Source organism: Microbulbifer maximicatervae (SeqCode) (genome assembly GCF_052467505.1).
Window position 1 is genome coordinate 3,683,202 of record NZ_CP174313.1, and the last position, 16,875, is coordinate 3,700,076.

The window sequence follows — 16,875 nt, forward strand, 5'->3', positions numbered from 1 at the left end:
GTAGAGCTCCTGCTCGACTTCAGCTAATAAATAATTTTAACTAATTAGTTATAAAATACAGAAAAATCCGCATATACCGTCGGCTCATCCATATCGAGCCCCGTGCCTTCAATTGATGAGGCAGTCTTAATCGGCCAGGCTACCGATAGTTTACTGGCAAAAAATTCATTCCAATTAAACTTAAAGAGTAAACCTCCACCGGCAAATCTCGCCCAATCATCTTGTTTGCCTTCTTTATAGTTATTTACGATGCCATAGCCAAAATCAGTAAATAACGCCATTTGAAACATATCATTTAGACGCTGATCAAATAGGATCGGATTTATCATATCTGGAAAAGTCATATACCATTCAGCAGATAATAGTCCTGCGGTATCAGCTGAAAAATCCCTTACATCAAACGCCCGCACCCCATTGGCCCCACCGAGCGACAACTGTTCAAAAGCTGGTAAAGCACTATCACTATATTGTGCTCGGGCCTTGAGTATCAGACGTGATTGATCATCGCTAAATGGCATAGGTAAAAACAGGAGGGAACTGCCACTCAAAGAAAACTTAGCAAAATTATCACCGCGGTCCTCTTGCAGAGACTCCTCTAGCTCTCTTCGATGCTCTCCATATTGAACATTTGTACTCAATATATTAAGCATGGGAATCACACCACTAGAGAGATGATCAAAGTAAAGGCCCAGCTCTCCACCATATACGTGATCGCCCGGCTCATCAAAAGAAGTGATGGCCAAAAGATTAGACTTTTTCTCTGTTAAACTGAAAGAACCGGTAAGGTTAAAATCCCTAGATCTTCGGAATTTATGATCTAAAGTAATCGCATAACTTTTGTTATCACCATGTATATCCAGCTTATTTACTGTATTATCTGGGTCTTCTACGTCTTTTAAAATAAATTCATTGTGAGCAGCCGAGAATTGAACTCGAGTGCGGGGACCAAAAATTGGAAAACTATACTTAAACTGCCCCAAATCTGAACCAAAATTTGATTCATAATTAGTTAAGCTAGTCGATTTTAAATATCCAACGGAAAGAGCATCACCGATCCCTAAGGGATTTAGCCAGTCAATGGTTGTATAGAAACGTTGGTCGCCTGTGTAAGCTGAGCCATGGTTATCGGTTCTGAAGGTGGCTTTCCAACCTTTTGCATCTCGAACCTTTAAGTTAAGCCGTGTTTCGCCTGGATTTTCTCCTGCACTAAAATAGCCAGTAACATTTAAGCCCGGCAAGTCATTTAGTAGATAAAGCCCCTCCTCAATACTCTCATGATTAACTAATTTTCCACGCTGCCCCTCAAAAGGCTCTGCTAACTGCTCTAATGCATATCCCTTATTGTCTTCCGCAACAACCTGCCCTAACAAACCTTCTTGAACCGTGAGAGTAACCACACCGTTTTCAACTTCCTGTGCAGGAATTTGAACTTGCGCAAGAAATAAGCCTTGGCGACGATAGAAATTAGTGAGTTCCGCGGCTATTTCTTCAAGGTCCGCATAACTAATACCACGTTCTTTATTTTGCTTTTCGATAACACTAATTAATTTTCGCAATTCCGAAGGACCCAATCCGCCTGGATTGAACTGGGCATCCATACCATCCAGCAATACTGCTAGTTCTTCCAGATTCTCCACTGTATAGCCACTAGAAAGGATTTTGTCCTCCTTCATGAACTTAATACGCAGATCCTCAGCCATCTTCTCGACCGTTTCACGATCAATACCAAATTCTGGGTACTCTTCCAGACGGTGGAAATGAAATTTTTTGATTGTAATTCGCGGTCCTTGATTCCTTTGAGATACTTCTGGAATTTCAGTATCCAGATTAGGGGCTTTTGCTTCGTAAGTGCGCTGCAAAAAATCCTTAGTTACATCAGCCTCATTAACTGTGGCTGTATCTTGATCAAAAGCCTCTCTAACCTGACTTCTAAAACTCGAACCTTCATCCTGAGCATAACCAGGACATTGAAACAGTAAAAAGCTAGCAGCCACCGCGAATGCCAGCTTATTTTTTTTAAGCCCGAGCATTTTTCCCCCAGACAATTAATTTAAGAAATTTCAGTATGCCAAGCTGTTGTGTACTTATTTCAGTCTCGGTCAAAAACAGATTATTAATTTACATCCCTAACAATACGAAACCCTGTTAATCGATCTGGCTCGCCAGTATGGTGCTTCTTGGTTATTGCCAAACAACGACTCATAGGGTCCTCTCGGCTACCGCCAAGTGCCATTATCTCTTCGCCAGTGCCACGAACCCACTCTTGAACATTCCCCACAGGGTTTACCAGACCAAACCCGTTTGCGGAACCAGAGCTCACCGGTACTAGCTCAGCACCTTTTTCAATACCCCCATACTTCAAGTGACAGTTGCGGTCTGCAACTTCACCCTGCCCATTAGCACTCGCAGCCGCGAACCATTCCTGCTCAGTGGGCAAGCGGTATTCATACCCGGTTTCATCGCTCAACCAGTTCAGATAAGCCTCAGCTATCTCAATGGGTAAATTATTTGCTGGCAACGCTGATAAACCCAGCTGCAATGTCCCACAACCGCCAATGGTGTCACAATAAATTTGGAGGTCTCCATTACTCACCTCATATTTCCCTACAGCCAAATGGCGCCCACCTTCTCCCTTGATAACGACCATCGCCGGGCCTTGAGTTCCATCTGCCAAGCGATCACGACAACTGTATCGCTCACCTCGCCCACCACTGCCCGGCGGGAGGTGGCCGCAGAAATCCAAGCGAAACTCCTTCAAAGGTTGATAAGTAGGTACAAGAGCTCTGAACTGATCGACTAAGGACTCCGTTTGAACTGGGTCCCTCGCACCCAAGGTTGACGCACATTTCGCCAACTCAGCGCCGACGACAGGTCTAATTTTTCTCGCTTTTACCGCATCAAGGCGCGCAAGCCGGGAAAGCTGTGCACCAACACCTGGAACGCTCATTTCAAAGCTGCAAGTCAGTGCAACCTCCATATCATCGAGCACCGCATCAATTTCTTTTTGCTTAGCGGCGGCTACACGACGGCGCTCGGCCCTCTCCTCAGCCAGACGAAGTTGCTCAGCCTCTCGTTCTGCTGCTACTCGCTCAGCTTCTAGCCTCTCCCGCAAGCTTTCTCTATCTGCAGCTAGCTGCGACTTGATCGCCGCCGCTTCACTGGAATCACCATACCAATTAGCCACGCCCTTGAGCATCACATCTGCCTGATCAAGATTGCCTAGATTCAATTGACCTGTAGCGGCTGCCAAAAATAGCTCTGATATCTGGCGACGCGAAGTATCTTGAAACTCTTTATCAGCAGGGTTCAACTCAGCGTACTCTGCCAATTCAAGCCTGAGATCCTCCTCCCAGGCAGGAGTCAGAATACTCAGTGCGATTAGCCTAGATATTGCCTCTTTTTTGTCCGCAGTACGGCGCTCCAACAACTCCTGCTCATGTTTGCGTTCAAGCTCTATCCTGACTCGCTCCTGCTCTACTGCATTCTGCTGCTGCAAGTGGCTATAGCCCACTACAGCTCCACCTAAGACCAACACAAACGCGCTTCCCAGGGCCCACTTCCACGTATGGCTAACAAAGAACGCCTGTACAAACTTCTCTACGGTACTAGTGCGGTTTTCGCGCTTTAGTTCGAGTGCTGACTCAAGTGCGCGCCACTGCCTGCGATTAAGCCCTTTGATCCGCTTGGGGCGTAGGCCCTGCTCCATGGCTTTATCGGCGGGGGTCTTGTCATAAGGATGACGCCCGCAGAAGAGCTCATAGGCAACACACCCCAACGCAAACACATCGTCACTCGGTGCCGGTTCAGCTCCCTTGAGCATCTCAAGGCTCGCATATGCCGGAGTCAGGGCTCCAAGAGTGCCCGCGTCAAATACTGTCGTTTCGCCAGCTTTATTTGCGATCCCCCCTTCAGAAACAGCTCGGGCAATACCAAAGTCAAATACTTTTGCACCTTTCTTATTGGTGACAAAGATATTGCCTGGCTTAAAGTCCGAGTGAACAATTTTGTGGGAGTGGGCATATATCAGGGCTTGGGAGATATCCCAAAATACCGAGCGGGCACGCTCGGGCTCCAACCCAACATCGGCATGGTCACGCAACAACTTGTCCAATGGAGCACCCTCAAGGAACTCCATTGTCATAAATACGCGATCACCATCACGGTCAAAATCGTATACCGTTACGATATTAGGGTGTGCAAGCGTTTGTGACTTGCGCGCTTCCCGCTGGAGGGAAATAAAAGCATCGGGATGCTTTTGAAAATCATCATTAAGCAGCTTGATAGCGACATAGGGCTCGCTGTCACTGGCTTCCAATTTACGGCGGTCAAGAGCTTTGTAAACTGCCCCCATCCCCCCAACGCCCAGGAGCTTGTCAAGCTCAAATCGACCTTTGATTACAGTTTTAGTCACTGCATTTGAGCCGGAAGCTTCAAAGGGCTCAGGCATTACTGCCGAATCGGCGGAAACCCCACCCAAAACCTCATTGCCCCCAGCCCCACTTCCCACCCGATTGGGATTAGGGGAAGGCGCAAAGACAGTAGCATCTGAGCTAAAGCTGGCAGCAGCTGAAGGGATTACCGGTTGGGCACCTTTAACCGGGGGGTGATCATTTGCTCCAGTCTTATCCTGCTGTACAACAACGGTGATATCACCATCTTCTGTCAGCCCGCTGGTTGATTGGCCTGAGCCCGGCGGAGTGCCACTCGGCCGAACAATACGCGTCTTATCGTTCAATTCCGCCTCCATGGGAAACCATTACGACACATCCAAATCCGCAAAAACTTTGTTATTGATCTAATGGGCAAGGCAATAAAGTAGGGTGCGAAGTATATCGAACAGCCTATGTGGCAACAATGAATCAATATTCAAATAAATTTGCCTTAACACGCCATCAAACTATTATTTTGATCCAGCCCCCGAAAACACTGAGTATCGCTCCGATATAAGGCTGAATTACATATTATTACAAAGCAAGCTTATCAAAAAAATACCAGTAAATGCTTTCAAATAGATATTTAACTGTCAATCAATATCCATGACTCAAACCACTTATTTATCCCCGTTAGAGATTTATTACTTTTTAGCAATATTAAATTAGTGTCAGAGTCAATTAGGGCAAACAGGCATAAATCGTAACAGCATAAAATTGCCTCTCGAAATTAGTGCCAGAGTCGATTAAATAACTCGAAAATTAGTTTGTTTTTAGCTTTCTCTTTGTTTAAATCATCACAGTTGCCACCGCGACGACCACCTGAACTACTGCGAATCGCGGTGGTAAGGGATTAACCACCAACATCACACGCCAACTAATGAGGGACATCCCATGGCTATCTACATGAACTACAACAACAAAGCCATCAAAGGCAATGTTACTGCTTCCGGCTACGAGGACTGGATCGAAATTGACAGCTTCAACTTCGGCGTTGGCCGCGGCATTACCATGGAAGCTGGCGCCATGTCAAACCGCGAAGCTTCTCGTCCAAGCCTGAGCGAAGTAAGCTTCACCAAGCGCATCGACGCTGCTTCCGGCGGTCTGTTCAAATCTTCTGTAACCGGTGACGAAGGTGTTACCGTTGAGATCCACGTAGTACAAACCGGTGCTAACTCTGTAGAGAAGTACGCTGTTTACAAACTGGAAAACACCCTGATTTCCTCCTACAGCATCGGGGCTTCCGCTGGTGGCGCTCCGGCTGAGTCTGTATCCCTGAGCTACGCTAAAATCGAAGCAGATCTCAACCACGCAGACAAGACCAATAAGAACCCCAAAAATATGCGTGTTGGATACGACCTGGAAACAGCCAAGCCGCTGTAAGCCAGCAGAATCTGATCTGCATATACAATGGTCTGCAGGAATTTCTGCAGACCATTATTTTGCAGTTATTTAGCTGAGCGCTTATTGAGTTTTCAGCTAAATAACTGAATGTATAATAACTAGTACTATTCTCCAAGGCACCGTAGGGATAGTAGGGGCTGCCCATGACTACATTAAATCAAGATAGAAGACTGATTAAAGTCGACAGCCCGCTCGGCACGGATGCGGTAATCGCTACCAGCCTGCAAGGCGAAGAGCACATATCCAAACTCTTCCGCTATGAACTTCAGCTCCTGTCCGATGACCATGCAATAAGCCAGAAAGATATCGTCGGCAAGGCTGTTACCGTTTCTGTACACCACTCAGAAACTCCTCGCTATATCAATGGTTACGTTACTCAACTGTCTCTGCGCGATGTTAACGCTGAGGGAGTGCGAAGTTATAGCGCCACAATTCAACCTGGCCTTTGGTTTACCAGCCTCGGGGGCTCCAACAGAATTTTTGAAAAGAAATCTGCTAAACAGATTCTTGAAGAAGTTTTGGGCGAGTACAGCAAAGTTGTAAAGCTAAGCGTTAAATTAAATGCTGAATATATAACTCGTGAATATTGTGTGCAGTTTGATGAAAGTGATTTTGAATTCATCAATCGCCTTATGGCTGAAGAGGGTATCTCCTATTACTTCAAGCACTCAAATGGGCAACACGAACTTGTACTTTGTGATGATAGCCAGGATTTCTATGACTGCGAAAGCGAACAGATAGAATACGATGGGAGCGGCAGTTATCCGACAAAAAATACCGTAAGTAGCTGGCAGCGAAATTTCAATTATCATGGTGGCGGCTTTGAACTGAAAGATTATTGTGAGTTCACCGCAACAAAAGATAATAAGCAGCAAGTTAAAACCACCAGCCAACTAAATGATGTCAGCAATTACATGCGCGGCCTTTATGGGCTAAATCATTTCCAGGCTGACGGTGAAAATAAGCATAAATTTACAGATAGCTACCACAAGGCACTAGCCGAGCGCTCAATGGAAGCACAAGAAGCTTTATTTGATGTGAGCCATGGGCGCAGTGACTGCCCCTCATTCACAGCTGGCGGCCGTTTTAATTTTGACCACACATTATCGTCAGAGAAAGGGAAGTACCTGATTACTTCCGTACATATCTCTGCTACAGACGGCAATAGTGCGGAAACACATTTCCACAATACTTTCAGTTGTATCCCATCATCAGTAACTCCAAGACCTGAGCCAAATATTTTTGCGAAGAAAGTACACTCTCCGCAAGTCGCACGCGTTCTTGAAGTTAAAGCAACCACTTCTGATAGTTCACAAGACCCCTACACCCAAATCAAAGTGAAATTCCCATGGAATTCGCAACAGAACAGCTGTTGGGTACGGGTGATGCAGTCATTTGCCGGAAAAAACTGGGGTGCGAACTTTGTCCCCAGAGTCAATCAAGAAGTTATTGTTACTTATATTAATGGTGATCCGGATAGACCGCTGATAACCGGAGCCGTATATAACGGTGATAATCCGGGCCCCAATTACACTGCGACCCAAAGTGGCTGGAAAACTGAATATGAAGGTAGCGCCTTTAACGAACTTCGGTTTGATGATAAAGGCGGAAGCGAAGAGCTTTATATGGAAGCCGGCAAAGACCATAACTTTGTCGTCCATAATGATCAAACAGGAAAGATAGAAAACAAACAAACCCTTGAGGTTAAACAAGACCGGACTATTACGGTTACCGATGGCAGTGAAGTTGTCACCATCTCAAAAGGTGATCAGAAACTCAATGTCAGTAAAGGCAATCAAGTTGTCACTATCGGGTCAGGAAATCACACACTCAAGGTCAGTAAAGGTTCTCAAACTACTGATGCAATGGGCGCAATTAAGATTTCCTCCAAAGCATCCATTGAATTAAAAGTCGGCGGTAGCAGTATTAAACTGACTCCAGCTGGTATCACCATCAAAGGAACAATGCTTTCCTGTAAGGGCGACGCTACTGCAGAAGTTAAAGGTGGCGGAATGCTGACCCTGAAAGGCGGCGTAACCATGATTAACTGATGGGGATATATCAATGACAGACCTCATTAAAGTAGAAGCTCTCACCGCAGATGAGCTACTTAAGAATTTTGAAGTTAGTGACGAGGCAGAAGATCATCTGGTACCGGATACAGCACCAGAAGTCAGCATAAACCGCCTTGTGGAAGCAGGCCTATTTCCAGATGCGATCAAGTTGCTTGCTCATGGCCTACCAAAGCGGGAAGCCGTGTGGTGGGCTTGCCTCGCGGCCCGAGATATCCAAGGCCCTCAAACTGACGATGACAATGTGAATGCGCTTAATGCAGCTGAGACTTGGGCAAAAAAGCCCAGTGAGGAAGCCCGCTTACGCTGCAAACTATTCGGCGATAAAACAAAACATAAAACTCCAGCGAGCTGGGCGGCTACGGCAGCGAGTTGGTGTCATGGGAGCTTAGCAGCCGAAGGCGAGCCGGTAGTAGAGCCGCCAGAACACCTTTATGCTCATGCAGTCGCAGGCAGTGTTACCCTTGCTGCCGTGCTATCTGACCCAGTCGATCCAAATAAAAGGTTCATGCGCTATATGGAGCAAGGTCTCGATCTAGCACGAGGCGGAAACGGTAGGGTTGAGGGATAAACTATGGGTAAGCCAGCTTCCCGTATTGGTGATATGCATGTATGCCCAATGGTCACCGGCACAGTACCTCATGTGGGTGGCCCAGTAGTAAGCCCAGGAGCACCCACCGTTATCATCGGTGGGATGCCTTCAGCAACCGTTGGTAGCACTTGTACCTGTGTTGGACCGCCCGATACGGTCGCCATGGGAAGTACAACGGTAATGTTGCAAAAGAAACCCGCAGCAAGAATGGGAGACACCACAGGGCATGGTGGAAAAATAGTTATTGGTTGCCCGACGGTATTAATTGGCGGCTGAAAATGTCTAGATTTCTTTTATTTATTGTAATAATACTTTCATCCACTAGCGGAGTATCTATGTCAATTTTCACAAAAGATGAGGTTTTCCTTTTTTCTCCCGTTAATGGCTATTTAACATATGAAAACTCCCCAACTCAAAATACATCAGTAAAAAGAGTAGTGGAATGTGATGGAAAAACTTATGAAGATATTACTATAACTGATAGTTACGGCCACTTTTCTTTTGAACCACTCACAAAACTAGAGAGAAATTTGCTTCCCAAAGAGTTCGTTTCTCATCAAAAAATAATAGTTAACCATAATGGAAAAGATTATTTAATTTGGGAAACAGTAAAGAGAAGCGAAGAACTGAACTCTGAACTTGAGGGTAAAAAACTAGATTTCCAATGCGAAATAACAGATGAATACAAATTTATTCATTTGACATTCAATTCTGTGGGCACCAACTGCAAACTTAAAACACAAGACAGTTAACAACCCTAAAGTATTAATCAATTACCCACATAACATCTACCACTCATAAAAATAATAAGCCTTTAACAATAAAGGCCTAATAATCAGCACGTGTGCTACGTATTAACACTTAATCATGATCAGAAAACCATCTGGTTAAGATATGTTGTATTTCATACTTATTTATCGGAGTTAATTAGCAACAAACCACCGAGGTATTTCATATCACGGTTAGGAGGATTAGGATGGGAAGTACAATTACGCATAAAGATGCTGCATTATTAGCAAGCTCAGTTTACGAAATTCAAAGCGATAAATTCACCCCGCCAACTATTGATCGTTTTAAAAACCAATGGGATTTTTCAAATCACGACGATGTCATTGACGGCAATTCAGGGACATTATGGGTTATAAAGAAAAGAACCGGTTTTGGTATCGTAGCAAACGGCAAGGGAGAGTTTGAAAATGATGTACTCGTCCTCCTGAGAGGAACAGACAATTACTTTGACTGGGCAACGGATGCAACTGTTGGATTTTCTCCTTCAGAAACAAATAGGCTTGTGCATACTGGCTTCAATAAATGCTTTGGTAGCATCTTGCCAGAGTTAAAAGAAAAAATCTCTTCCCTAGGTCATAATGTTAGAACAATCCACTGTGTTGGACACAGCCTTGGAGGGGCTCTAGCAACACTTACCAGTGAATGGTTAAAAAAATCAGGGCTATCTCCGACTAACAACATAAAACTATATACTTTCGGCAGCCCAAGAGTTGGGGCTTTAAGTTTTGTTAAACTTGTTACCAGCGAATTAAATAAAGGTAAAGATATATATCGAGTGTATCATAAAACTGATGTTGTTCCTATGGTGCCAATGTGGCCCTTTTATCATTTACCATATGGGGAGAAAGTATATTGTCTGAACAGCCCGGGTAACTCACCTTCAGGTGAATATCATAAAATGTTTAGATATATAGAGAGTGTAAATAAAGCTAGCTCTTGGGATACCATGTATGAACTAGAGCCACCCACCTCTCCATCAGAAATTGAAAATTGGCTAAAATCTGATAGTCCAATAAGCTTCACAATTAACACAATGGAAATGATCAATAAGGCCATATCTTATGTGATCTTGAAGATTCTTAAGCTAACCGGAATAGCTATACAATTCGGCATAGCCACCGGTGTAACACTGTTAGACATGCTAGCTTATGTTTTACAACAAGGGATTGATTTCTCTAAAAGTCTATCTTCTTGGGTTTATAACTTGATCAAGAAGATAATGATTATGCTAGGAATGAAGGTTAAAAAAGATATCAATCTAACATATCAGTTTATTCGATACATTCTGACCTCATTAAAGCAAAAAATTGATCTTCTTGTCGAAAAAGCAGCAAGATCAATATTTAGAGACGAATAAACTTATAAGTCACTAGAGCGAAAACTTACAATATATTTTTATTTAAAAATAAAGAATTTAATCAACACTTATACTAGTGAAGGCTTGGTGGCTTTTACACCACCTAGCCTTCACTATTATTAAACTACGCTATATGCAAACCCCCCATCCTCAGCAGCGGAGACTTTAATTGCTTTCACCTCTTCACCGCGCGCCATTTTATCCAAACATTCACTAGCCAACTCCGGCAATAATGTTTTGTTCAGAATAACTTCAATATTACGAGCACCTGTATCAGCTTCGTGACAACGAGCAACGATATTAATCAAAACATCCTCGTCATAGCTAAAGGAAGCTCCGTAATGCTCGTGAACGCGCTTTTCAATCTTACGCATATTGATTCTGCAAATCTCTACCAGATTCTCATCATCGAGAGGGTAATAAGCAATCACATTTGCTCGACCGAGGAAAGCAGGCTTGAATTTTTGTAGCAGATGTGGGCGGATATTATCCATCAATACGTCTGGCTCAGGCTTTTCTTCTACTTGACTGAAGATAGCTCTAATTGCATCCTCCCCTGCATTGGAGGTCATAATTATTACGGTGTTCTTGAAGTCGATATCCCTTCCTTCACCGTCTTTAATGGTCCCCTTGTCAAACAGGTTATAGAAAACATCTTGTACACCTGGGTGAGCTTTTTCCATCTCATCCAATAAGATTACCGAATAAGGCTTACGGCGTGCAGCTTCGGTAAGAACACCGCCCTCTCCGTAGCCTACATAGCCGGGAGGAGAGCCCAACAGCATAGATACTTTATGCTCTTCCTTGAATTCAGCCATATTGATGGTCGTGATATTTTGCTCACCACCAAACAGCTCATCAGCCAAGGCAAGGGCAGTCTCTGTTTTACCTACACCGCTAGTACCACAGAACATAAACACACCCACCGGTTTACGCGGGTCTGTCAAGCCTGCTCGAGAAGTGCGAATTGCCTGAGCTACAGCCTCGATAGCATGGGGCTGACCAATAACACGTTTATTCAGGCGCTCTGCCAAAGTTTTCACAGCAATAATTTCATCGCTAACCATCTTGCCGACAGGAATTCCAGTCCAGTTGGCAACTACTGCGGCAATAGCCTGTTCATCAACAGCTGGCTGCATTAACGGGGTATCCCCCTGGATAACCTCCAAGTCCGCAGTTAATGTTTTGAGCTGTTGCTGATAGTCGGCTAATAAGGCCTCGTCGGGTGTATCTTCACCTTCACCACCTTGGGCCTTCATAAACTCTACATCGATCTGATCGCGGAGTTGTTGAATCTGTCCGATTAGCTCATTTTCTTTAAGCAATTGCTGTTCGAGCACTTCCAAACGCTTTTCTTCGGAAGCTTTAAACTCTTTTAGCTCTGCCAGTTGCTCCTCATGCTCACCCATTGCTGCGTTTTCACGTTCAAGTTTAGCCAGGGTAGTATTAGTGCGATCAATATTGATACGAGCATCTTCAATCGCCCCAGGAGTAGCAGACTGGCTAAGAGCGACGCGCGCGCAGGCCGTATCCAGTAAGCTAACAGACTTATCTGGCAATTGGCGCCCGGGAATATAACGATGAGATAACTTGACCGAAGCTATGATAGCTTCATCCAGAATGCGTACTTTATGGTGCTCCTCCAGCGAGGTTGCGATACCACGCATCATATCAATCGCGTTGCTCTCATCAGGCTCTTCCACTTTTACTACCTGGAATCTACGGGTCAAAGCAGGATCGCGTTCAAAATACTTCTTATATTCCGCCCAGGTTGTGGCAGCTAAAGTACGCAATTCACCACGAGCCAGTGCAGGTTTCAGGAGATTAGCCGCATCCCCCTGCCCCTCTTTACCGCCCGCGCCAATCATGGTGTGCGCTTCATCAATAAATAGAATAATTGGCGTTGCAGATGCTCGCACTTCTGAAATTACAGACTTTAAGCGGTTTTCAAACTCACCTTTTACACTGGCGCCAGCCTGAAGAAGTCCCAAGTCAAGCGTGCGTACGGCTACACCGCGCAATGGCTCAGGTACATCACCACTAGCTATTCGAAGAGCAAAGCCTTCAACGACGGCAGTTTTACCAACACCTGCTTCACCAGTCAGGATCGGATTATTTTGACGCCGGCGAGTTAAGATATCGATACATTGGCGTATTTCCTCATCACGACCAAGTACAGGGTCAATCTCTCCCTTCTTCGCTCTTTCAGTTAGGTTGATTGTATATTTGTCCAAAGCTGGAGCTTTAGAAGCAGCTGCAGCAACTGCAGCTGCGCCATCATCCATATCCGCCGTAGCGCTAATATGGCTAGACTCTCCACTTTGTCCAAACATTGCACGAGCAGTTTCGCGAATCGATTCTGGAGCTATCTCTTTCAGTTCTGGGCAGGATTCTAAAATCTGGCGACGAGAAGTTTCTTCCAGTAAAAGCGCAGTCAAAAAGTGTCCGGAACTGATTGCTCTATGTCCATAATCAATAGAAGCCAGCATCCAAGCATTCTTCGCTGCTTCTACGATAGTTGGGGACAGGGCTGGTGGACGGCTGCTGCCGGCCCGAAATCCAGCAATCGCTGTAGCCAGCTGCTTGGCAAAATTTGCTGGATTACAGTCGTGTTTTTCCAACAGATGGTAAAGGTCAGTATCAGACTGATCCAAAAGTTTCAGTAACCAATGCTCTAATTCAACATTGTACTGGTTCTGTGACAGACAAAGCCCAGCAGCGCCCTCTAGTGAGTCACGCATATGCGGAGTCATGGTATCAACCAATCGCTTCAAATCGATATTGATCACGTTGAATATCCTTTCCTAAATAATAATGTTGTTAATTTTACTTATGCAGCAGGTAAAGCTTCATCAGGTGAAATATTGTCCGCACTTAAAGTTATTTGTACTAACCTTTCACCATCTTGTTCACTAGCCATGTGAGTATTCCATCCCAGTAAAGGTTCATTCTCAGCTTTTCTATTTAGCTGGATAGGTACCACCTGGCTGGTTGAAAGTGTCACCGACAACTCAAAATCCAATTCAATACCAGCACTAAAGCGAATAAACTCCTTAAGCGATTCCAACTTTTTCGTACCCGGAGCAATAGTCATAAATTGCTCATAAGGCATTGACTCAATAATTACCTGAAATTTATTCTGGGCTTGGAAGCAGTGCGTACCCAGAATGGTATTTACTCCCAAGCAATTATTAATACCCTTCGGCACCTGAGCACTGGGCAGTCGGCACAAGATATCATCCGGTAACTCATCCCACTGTCCCTGGAATTGTTCAATACTTACCGTTAAATCAAAATAATGCTTGATCATGCTGGATAAAGCGGTAGCAGAACAACGTCCACTGGAAAGGTGCCCTCCCATTCCAACTAGTGCTTCATCCGGTATCGGCATTCGATAGCGCATTTCATTTGTACCAAGCCCTGCAAGGGATGCAAGAGCCTGGGTAAACTTGTCTGGCTCTCGAGAATTCTGCAGGCGTTGCCGCTCATAATTCACAGGCAACTGGTATTTATGCCAAGCTTGATAAAAAAGGGAAATACTTCGGTGATTAAACATATCCAGAAAATCACGCAGTGCCGTATTGTTCTCCCTAAGCTCCCTCTGCACTAACTCTGTCAGGTAATAGGGCATCACCCCCTGACTACCGATTAACCCTGTAAAACCCACCTCCATATGCCACTGATGAGTCTCATTTTCATCGGGCTCTTCATGTTCAACGCTTTTCTTCTCTAGACGTAAAACATCCGAGCTGACAAAAGACAACCCAGATTGAGCACTAAACCGAATCAGCTCTTTAGTCGGAGGGGCAGCGCTCGCTATAGGTTCTTTACTGAAACCTGTACCTGCCAGATGTACTGCACGCTCTACCAGCCTTACCGCTTGAAAAAAATCAAAGTTATAAGGCTCTCGGCGTAAACGCTCAATTACAGTAAAGCTTTTTCGCCGGCGCGAGGTGGCCATCGCTTCAACTCCCCATCTCGACCACTCATAGTGGCAATCAGTTTTGTAAATGAATTAATTGAACAGTATAAGCCCAGGAAACGCTCTATGATGCTAGCAAATAACAATGGACTTGTTCCTGTTAACATCATGGAATCAAGCTCAATCTCAACTTCTGTGCCGCGACATAAAACTACACTTTGATCAATCTGAATCGGAGCAGTAACCGGTTTAGTATTAAGCTTTAATAATGACTCGATTAAATTACGCGTACTAGCAGAGTCACGGAAGTCATAAAGCCTAAAAATTTCTTTTAACGCATTACATCCCTCTGCACCTGATAGAGAAAGATGATTTAAGTTAAGGTGGGAAATTAACCTCCAATACCCTCGCTCTCGTCGAGGCGGTCGTATAGTTGCCGTTGGGGAAACCACACAACTAATTCGGCTAACTGGCAAATCACCGTCAACAACCTCTAAATAAGGCTGGGCGCTACCACTAGGTAATTTTTTGGCTAGATTTCGATTACAGCAGGTTAACTTAATATCTAATGTCTGATCACTAATTCTATGCGGGTTAAAGTCCAGATCGACTAAGCTTATATCAATCTCAGATGCTTGTTCATTCCGATGCTCTCCTTCGATCACATCTCTGCGACGACTAAACCAAAATGCAGATTGATCAGCATGATGTTGACTGTGTCGAATTCCATAGAAAGGCCGGTAACTGGTTGTCTCTCCATCACCATTAGTTGCCGCAACTTCATCCACTGAGTATATTTCCAAGCCATCACTTCTACGAGCATCAGGGACCACATGGTAACTATACTGCGAGTGATTAAGTGGAATAGGATCTGCACTTTGCTTAAATAAATTAACGACCGGAGCACAGCCCAGAGCAAACATACTTGGAGAAATCTGTTTTTCTAACTCTTCATGAGTTTCGGATAAATAAAAATACAGATTTAACGTGTCGTCAAAGCTCTCGTTTAACGCTTCACCAACTTTTAATATATCCAAGAAAAGGAACTTTTCCGGAAAAGCAAAATATTCAGTTAGGAGTCGATATCCTACGAATGCGGTATCAGGATATGGCAATAAACCCTCATCTGGACTTAGCCCCACTTGACATATTTCATCCGGAGAGAGAAAAGTTGGCTTTGGATCACTCTCCCCATTGGCAACAACCAACCTGACACACTTACTTAGTAGCAAGTCATATAAACTATAGATATGAGATGGTTGGCCACGAAGGAAAAAGCGGAGACTCTCAGGGTTTAGCTCAGAAAATTTTATGCTTGGGCTAAAAGTTTTAAGGGATAATTTTAAAACTGCATTAGCGCCCTGAATGTCATTACAGCCCGGAGCGATAAATGGCCTTGGCATCAGGGTGGCACTCACCGCCTGAAATGGGCAAATTTCTGCTGGATAACAAGTTGTAAAGCGGCAGGTTTGCCCTTGAAAGCTGTCACTTTCGAGTAAAGTCTTCGTTTCTACCCGGGTTATCGCATCCAAATCCTTTTCCGGTTCAAACTGAACAATGGCACAAGAGGGAATTGGACGAAGATAATGAGGATACAGAGTTTCCAGCATTGCATCCGTTAACTCCGGAAAATCATCACTCAGCTTTTGCTGCACCCGAGCATTCATGTAAGCGAAGCCGGACAACAGTCGCCCTACTAAAGGATCATCAACTGTGTCTGCATCCAGCTGAAGTCGGGATGCGGCAGCTGGGTGCATCTTTGCAAATTCAGCAGAAGTTTGCTGAATGAATGCGAGCTCGCGCTCGTAGAGATCTATTAACTTTTCACTCATCACATAATCTCAGAGACATCCACCAGCTGGGTAACTGGGTTGAGTGCCGAATCAAATACAATAACTTCCGATGCTGGATTTACATGTAATACAGCTTCTACACGAAAGCGTATACTAGGATCTTCGACATCCACTTTGTCTTGGGTGGTTACTTTTACCGAACGTATTCTGGGCTCAAAATTTAAAATTGTTTTTTCAATATCTCGACAAAACTGTTTTCGGCTAGCGGCAGAAGAAAGATTGACTGTTGATAGGTCTGGCAACCCATAGTTAATATTCGACTGTTCTAAACTTTCATGAGTTGAAGGTGCGGAAATACATTTGAATCTTGTATTGAACAAGTATTCCAAATCACGACGCACCCCTTCACGCAACTGTCTCAACACTTGATGGGATTGATGTACATCCAATTTACTAGATGATTGTAATAATCGATCCAATACCGGTGCCAATAGTCGCTTTTCTCTAACCATAATA

12 protein-coding genes are annotated in these 16,875 nt (G+C 44.5%); 6 read left to right on the top strand and 6 right to left on the bottom strand.

All coding sequences use genetic code 11. From position 1 onward, the window contains the following. Positions 1-44 precede the first annotated feature (44 nt). Both ACJJIN_RS16245 and ACJJIN_RS16250 read right to left on the bottom strand, forming a co-directional pair. Complete coding sequence (locus tag ACJJIN_RS16245) at positions 45-2,030, bottom strand: ShlB/FhaC/HecB family hemolysin secretion/activation protein (protein ID WP_444895413.1); 1,986 nt, start codon at positions 2,028-2,030, stop codon at positions 45-47. A gap of 83 nt (positions 2,031-2,113) precedes the next feature. Further along, on the bottom strand, positions 2,114-4,735 hold the full coding sequence (locus tag ACJJIN_RS16250) for a bifunctional serine/threonine-protein kinase/formylglycine-generating enzyme family protein (protein WP_444895414.1): 2,622 nt from the start codon (positions 4,733-4,735) through the stop codon (positions 2,114-2,116). A 589-nt stretch (positions 4,736-5,324) separates the two neighbouring features. Between ACJJIN_RS16250 and ACJJIN_RS16255 the strand changes: the two genes are divergently transcribed. The 6 genes from ACJJIN_RS16255 (at position 5,325) to ACJJIN_RS16280 (ending at position 10,644) form a co-directional block, all read left to right on the top strand. Then, positions 5,325-5,813 (top strand): Hcp family type VI secretion system effector, encoded by a 489-nt coding sequence (locus ACJJIN_RS16255; protein WP_413664127.1) that lies wholly within the window; start codon positions 5,325-5,327, stop codon positions 5,811-5,813. Between the two features lie 164 nt (positions 5,814-5,977). Then, positions 5,978-7,885 (top strand): type VI secretion system Vgr family protein, encoded by a 1,908-nt coding sequence (locus ACJJIN_RS16260; RefSeq protein ID WP_444895415.1) that lies wholly within the window; start codon positions 5,978-5,980, stop codon positions 7,883-7,885. Positions 7,886-7,898: 13 nt separating this feature from the next. Beyond that, on the top strand, positions 7,899-8,477 hold the full coding sequence (locus ACJJIN_RS16265) for a DUF6931 family protein (protein ID WP_413664125.1): 579 nt from the start codon (positions 7,899-7,901) through the stop codon (positions 8,475-8,477). A 3-nt stretch (positions 8,478-8,480) separates the two neighbouring features. Further along, a complete protein-coding gene (locus ACJJIN_RS16270; RefSeq protein WP_413664124.1) occupies positions 8,481-8,774 on the top strand; it encodes a PAAR domain-containing contractile injection system baseplate protein in 294 nt (97 codons plus the stop codon). Positions 8,775-8,833: 59 nt separating this feature from the next. Further along, the gene (locus ACJJIN_RS16275; protein ID WP_444895416.1) at positions 8,834-9,250 is read left to right on the top strand and encodes a DUF6795 domain-containing protein; all 417 of its coding nucleotides are present in this window, start codon (positions 8,834-8,836) and stop codon (positions 9,248-9,250) included. 224 nt (positions 9,251-9,474) lie between these two features. Then, the gene (locus ACJJIN_RS16280; protein WP_444895417.1) at positions 9,475-10,644 is read left to right on the top strand and encodes a lipase family protein; all 1,170 of its coding nucleotides are present in this window, start codon (positions 9,475-9,477) and stop codon (positions 10,642-10,644) included. 119 nt (positions 10,645-10,763) lie between these two features. On the opposite strand, the gene tssH is transcribed toward ACJJIN_RS16280, so the two are convergent. Genes tssH through tssE form a run of 4 tightly spaced genes read right to left on the bottom strand, consistent with a single transcriptional unit; the run spans position 10,764 to position 16,871 of the window. Beyond that, complete coding sequence (gene tssH / locus ACJJIN_RS16285; RefSeq protein WP_444895418.1) at positions 10,764-13,433, bottom strand: type VI secretion system ATPase TssH; 2,670 nt, start codon at positions 13,431-13,433, stop codon at positions 10,764-10,766. Positions 13,434-13,474: 41 nt separating this feature from the next. Next, on the bottom strand, positions 13,475-14,605 hold the full coding sequence (gene tssG, locus ACJJIN_RS16290; RefSeq protein ID WP_444895419.1) for a type VI secretion system baseplate subunit TssG: 1,131 nt from the start codon (positions 14,603-14,605) through the stop codon (positions 13,475-13,477). Then, entirely contained in the window at positions 14,569-16,398 is a 1,830-nt protein-coding gene (gene tssF, locus ACJJIN_RS16295) for a type VI secretion system baseplate subunit TssF (RefSeq protein ID WP_444895420.1), read from the bottom strand. Before tssF ends, tssG begins: the two co-directional genes overlap by 37 nt. Beyond that, positions 16,398-16,871 carry a type VI secretion system baseplate subunit TssE gene (gene tssE, locus ACJJIN_RS16300; RefSeq protein WP_444895421.1) on the bottom strand — a complete coding sequence of 158 codons (474 nt, stop codon included), beginning with the start codon at positions 16,869-16,871 and terminating at the stop codon, positions 16,398-16,400. The genes tssF and tssE overlap by 1 nt, the downstream gene beginning before the upstream one ends. Positions 16,872-16,875 lie beyond the last annotated feature (4 nt).

Coding starts and splice junctions, on each gene's coding strand:
- ACJJIN_RS16245 (WP_444895413.1), bottom strand. CDS start 2,030: ATGCTCGGGCTTAAAAAAAATAAGCTGGCATTCGCGGTGGCTGCTAGC.
- ACJJIN_RS16255 (WP_413664127.1), top strand. CDS start 5,325: ATGGCTATCTACATGAACTACAACAACAAAGCCATCAAAGGCAATGTT.
- ACJJIN_RS16260 (WP_444895415.1), top strand. CDS start 5,978: ATGACTACATTAAATCAAGATAGAAGACTGATTAAAGTCGACAGCCCG.
- ACJJIN_RS16265 (WP_413664125.1), top strand. CDS start 7,899: ATGACAGACCTCATTAAAGTAGAAGCTCTCACCGCAGATGAGCTACTT.
- ACJJIN_RS16270 (WP_413664124.1), top strand. CDS start 8,481: ATGGGTAAGCCAGCTTCCCGTATTGGTGATATGCATGTATGCCCAATG.
- ACJJIN_RS16275 (WP_444895416.1), top strand. CDS start 8,834: ATGTCAATTTTCACAAAAGATGAGGTTTTCCTTTTTTCTCCCGTTAAT.
- ACJJIN_RS16280 (WP_444895417.1), top strand. CDS start 9,475: ATGGGAAGTACAATTACGCATAAAGATGCTGCATTATTAGCAAGCTCA.
- tssG (WP_444895419.1), bottom strand. CDS start 14,605: ATGGCCACCTCGCGCCGGCGAAAAAGCTTTACTGTAATTGAGCGTTTA.
- tssF (WP_444895420.1), bottom strand. CDS start 16,398: ATGAGTGAAAAGTTAATAGATCTCTACGAGCGCGAGCTCGCATTCATT.
- tssE (WP_444895421.1), bottom strand. CDS start 16,871: ATGGTTAGAGAAAAGCGACTATTGGCACCGGTATTGGATCGATTATTA.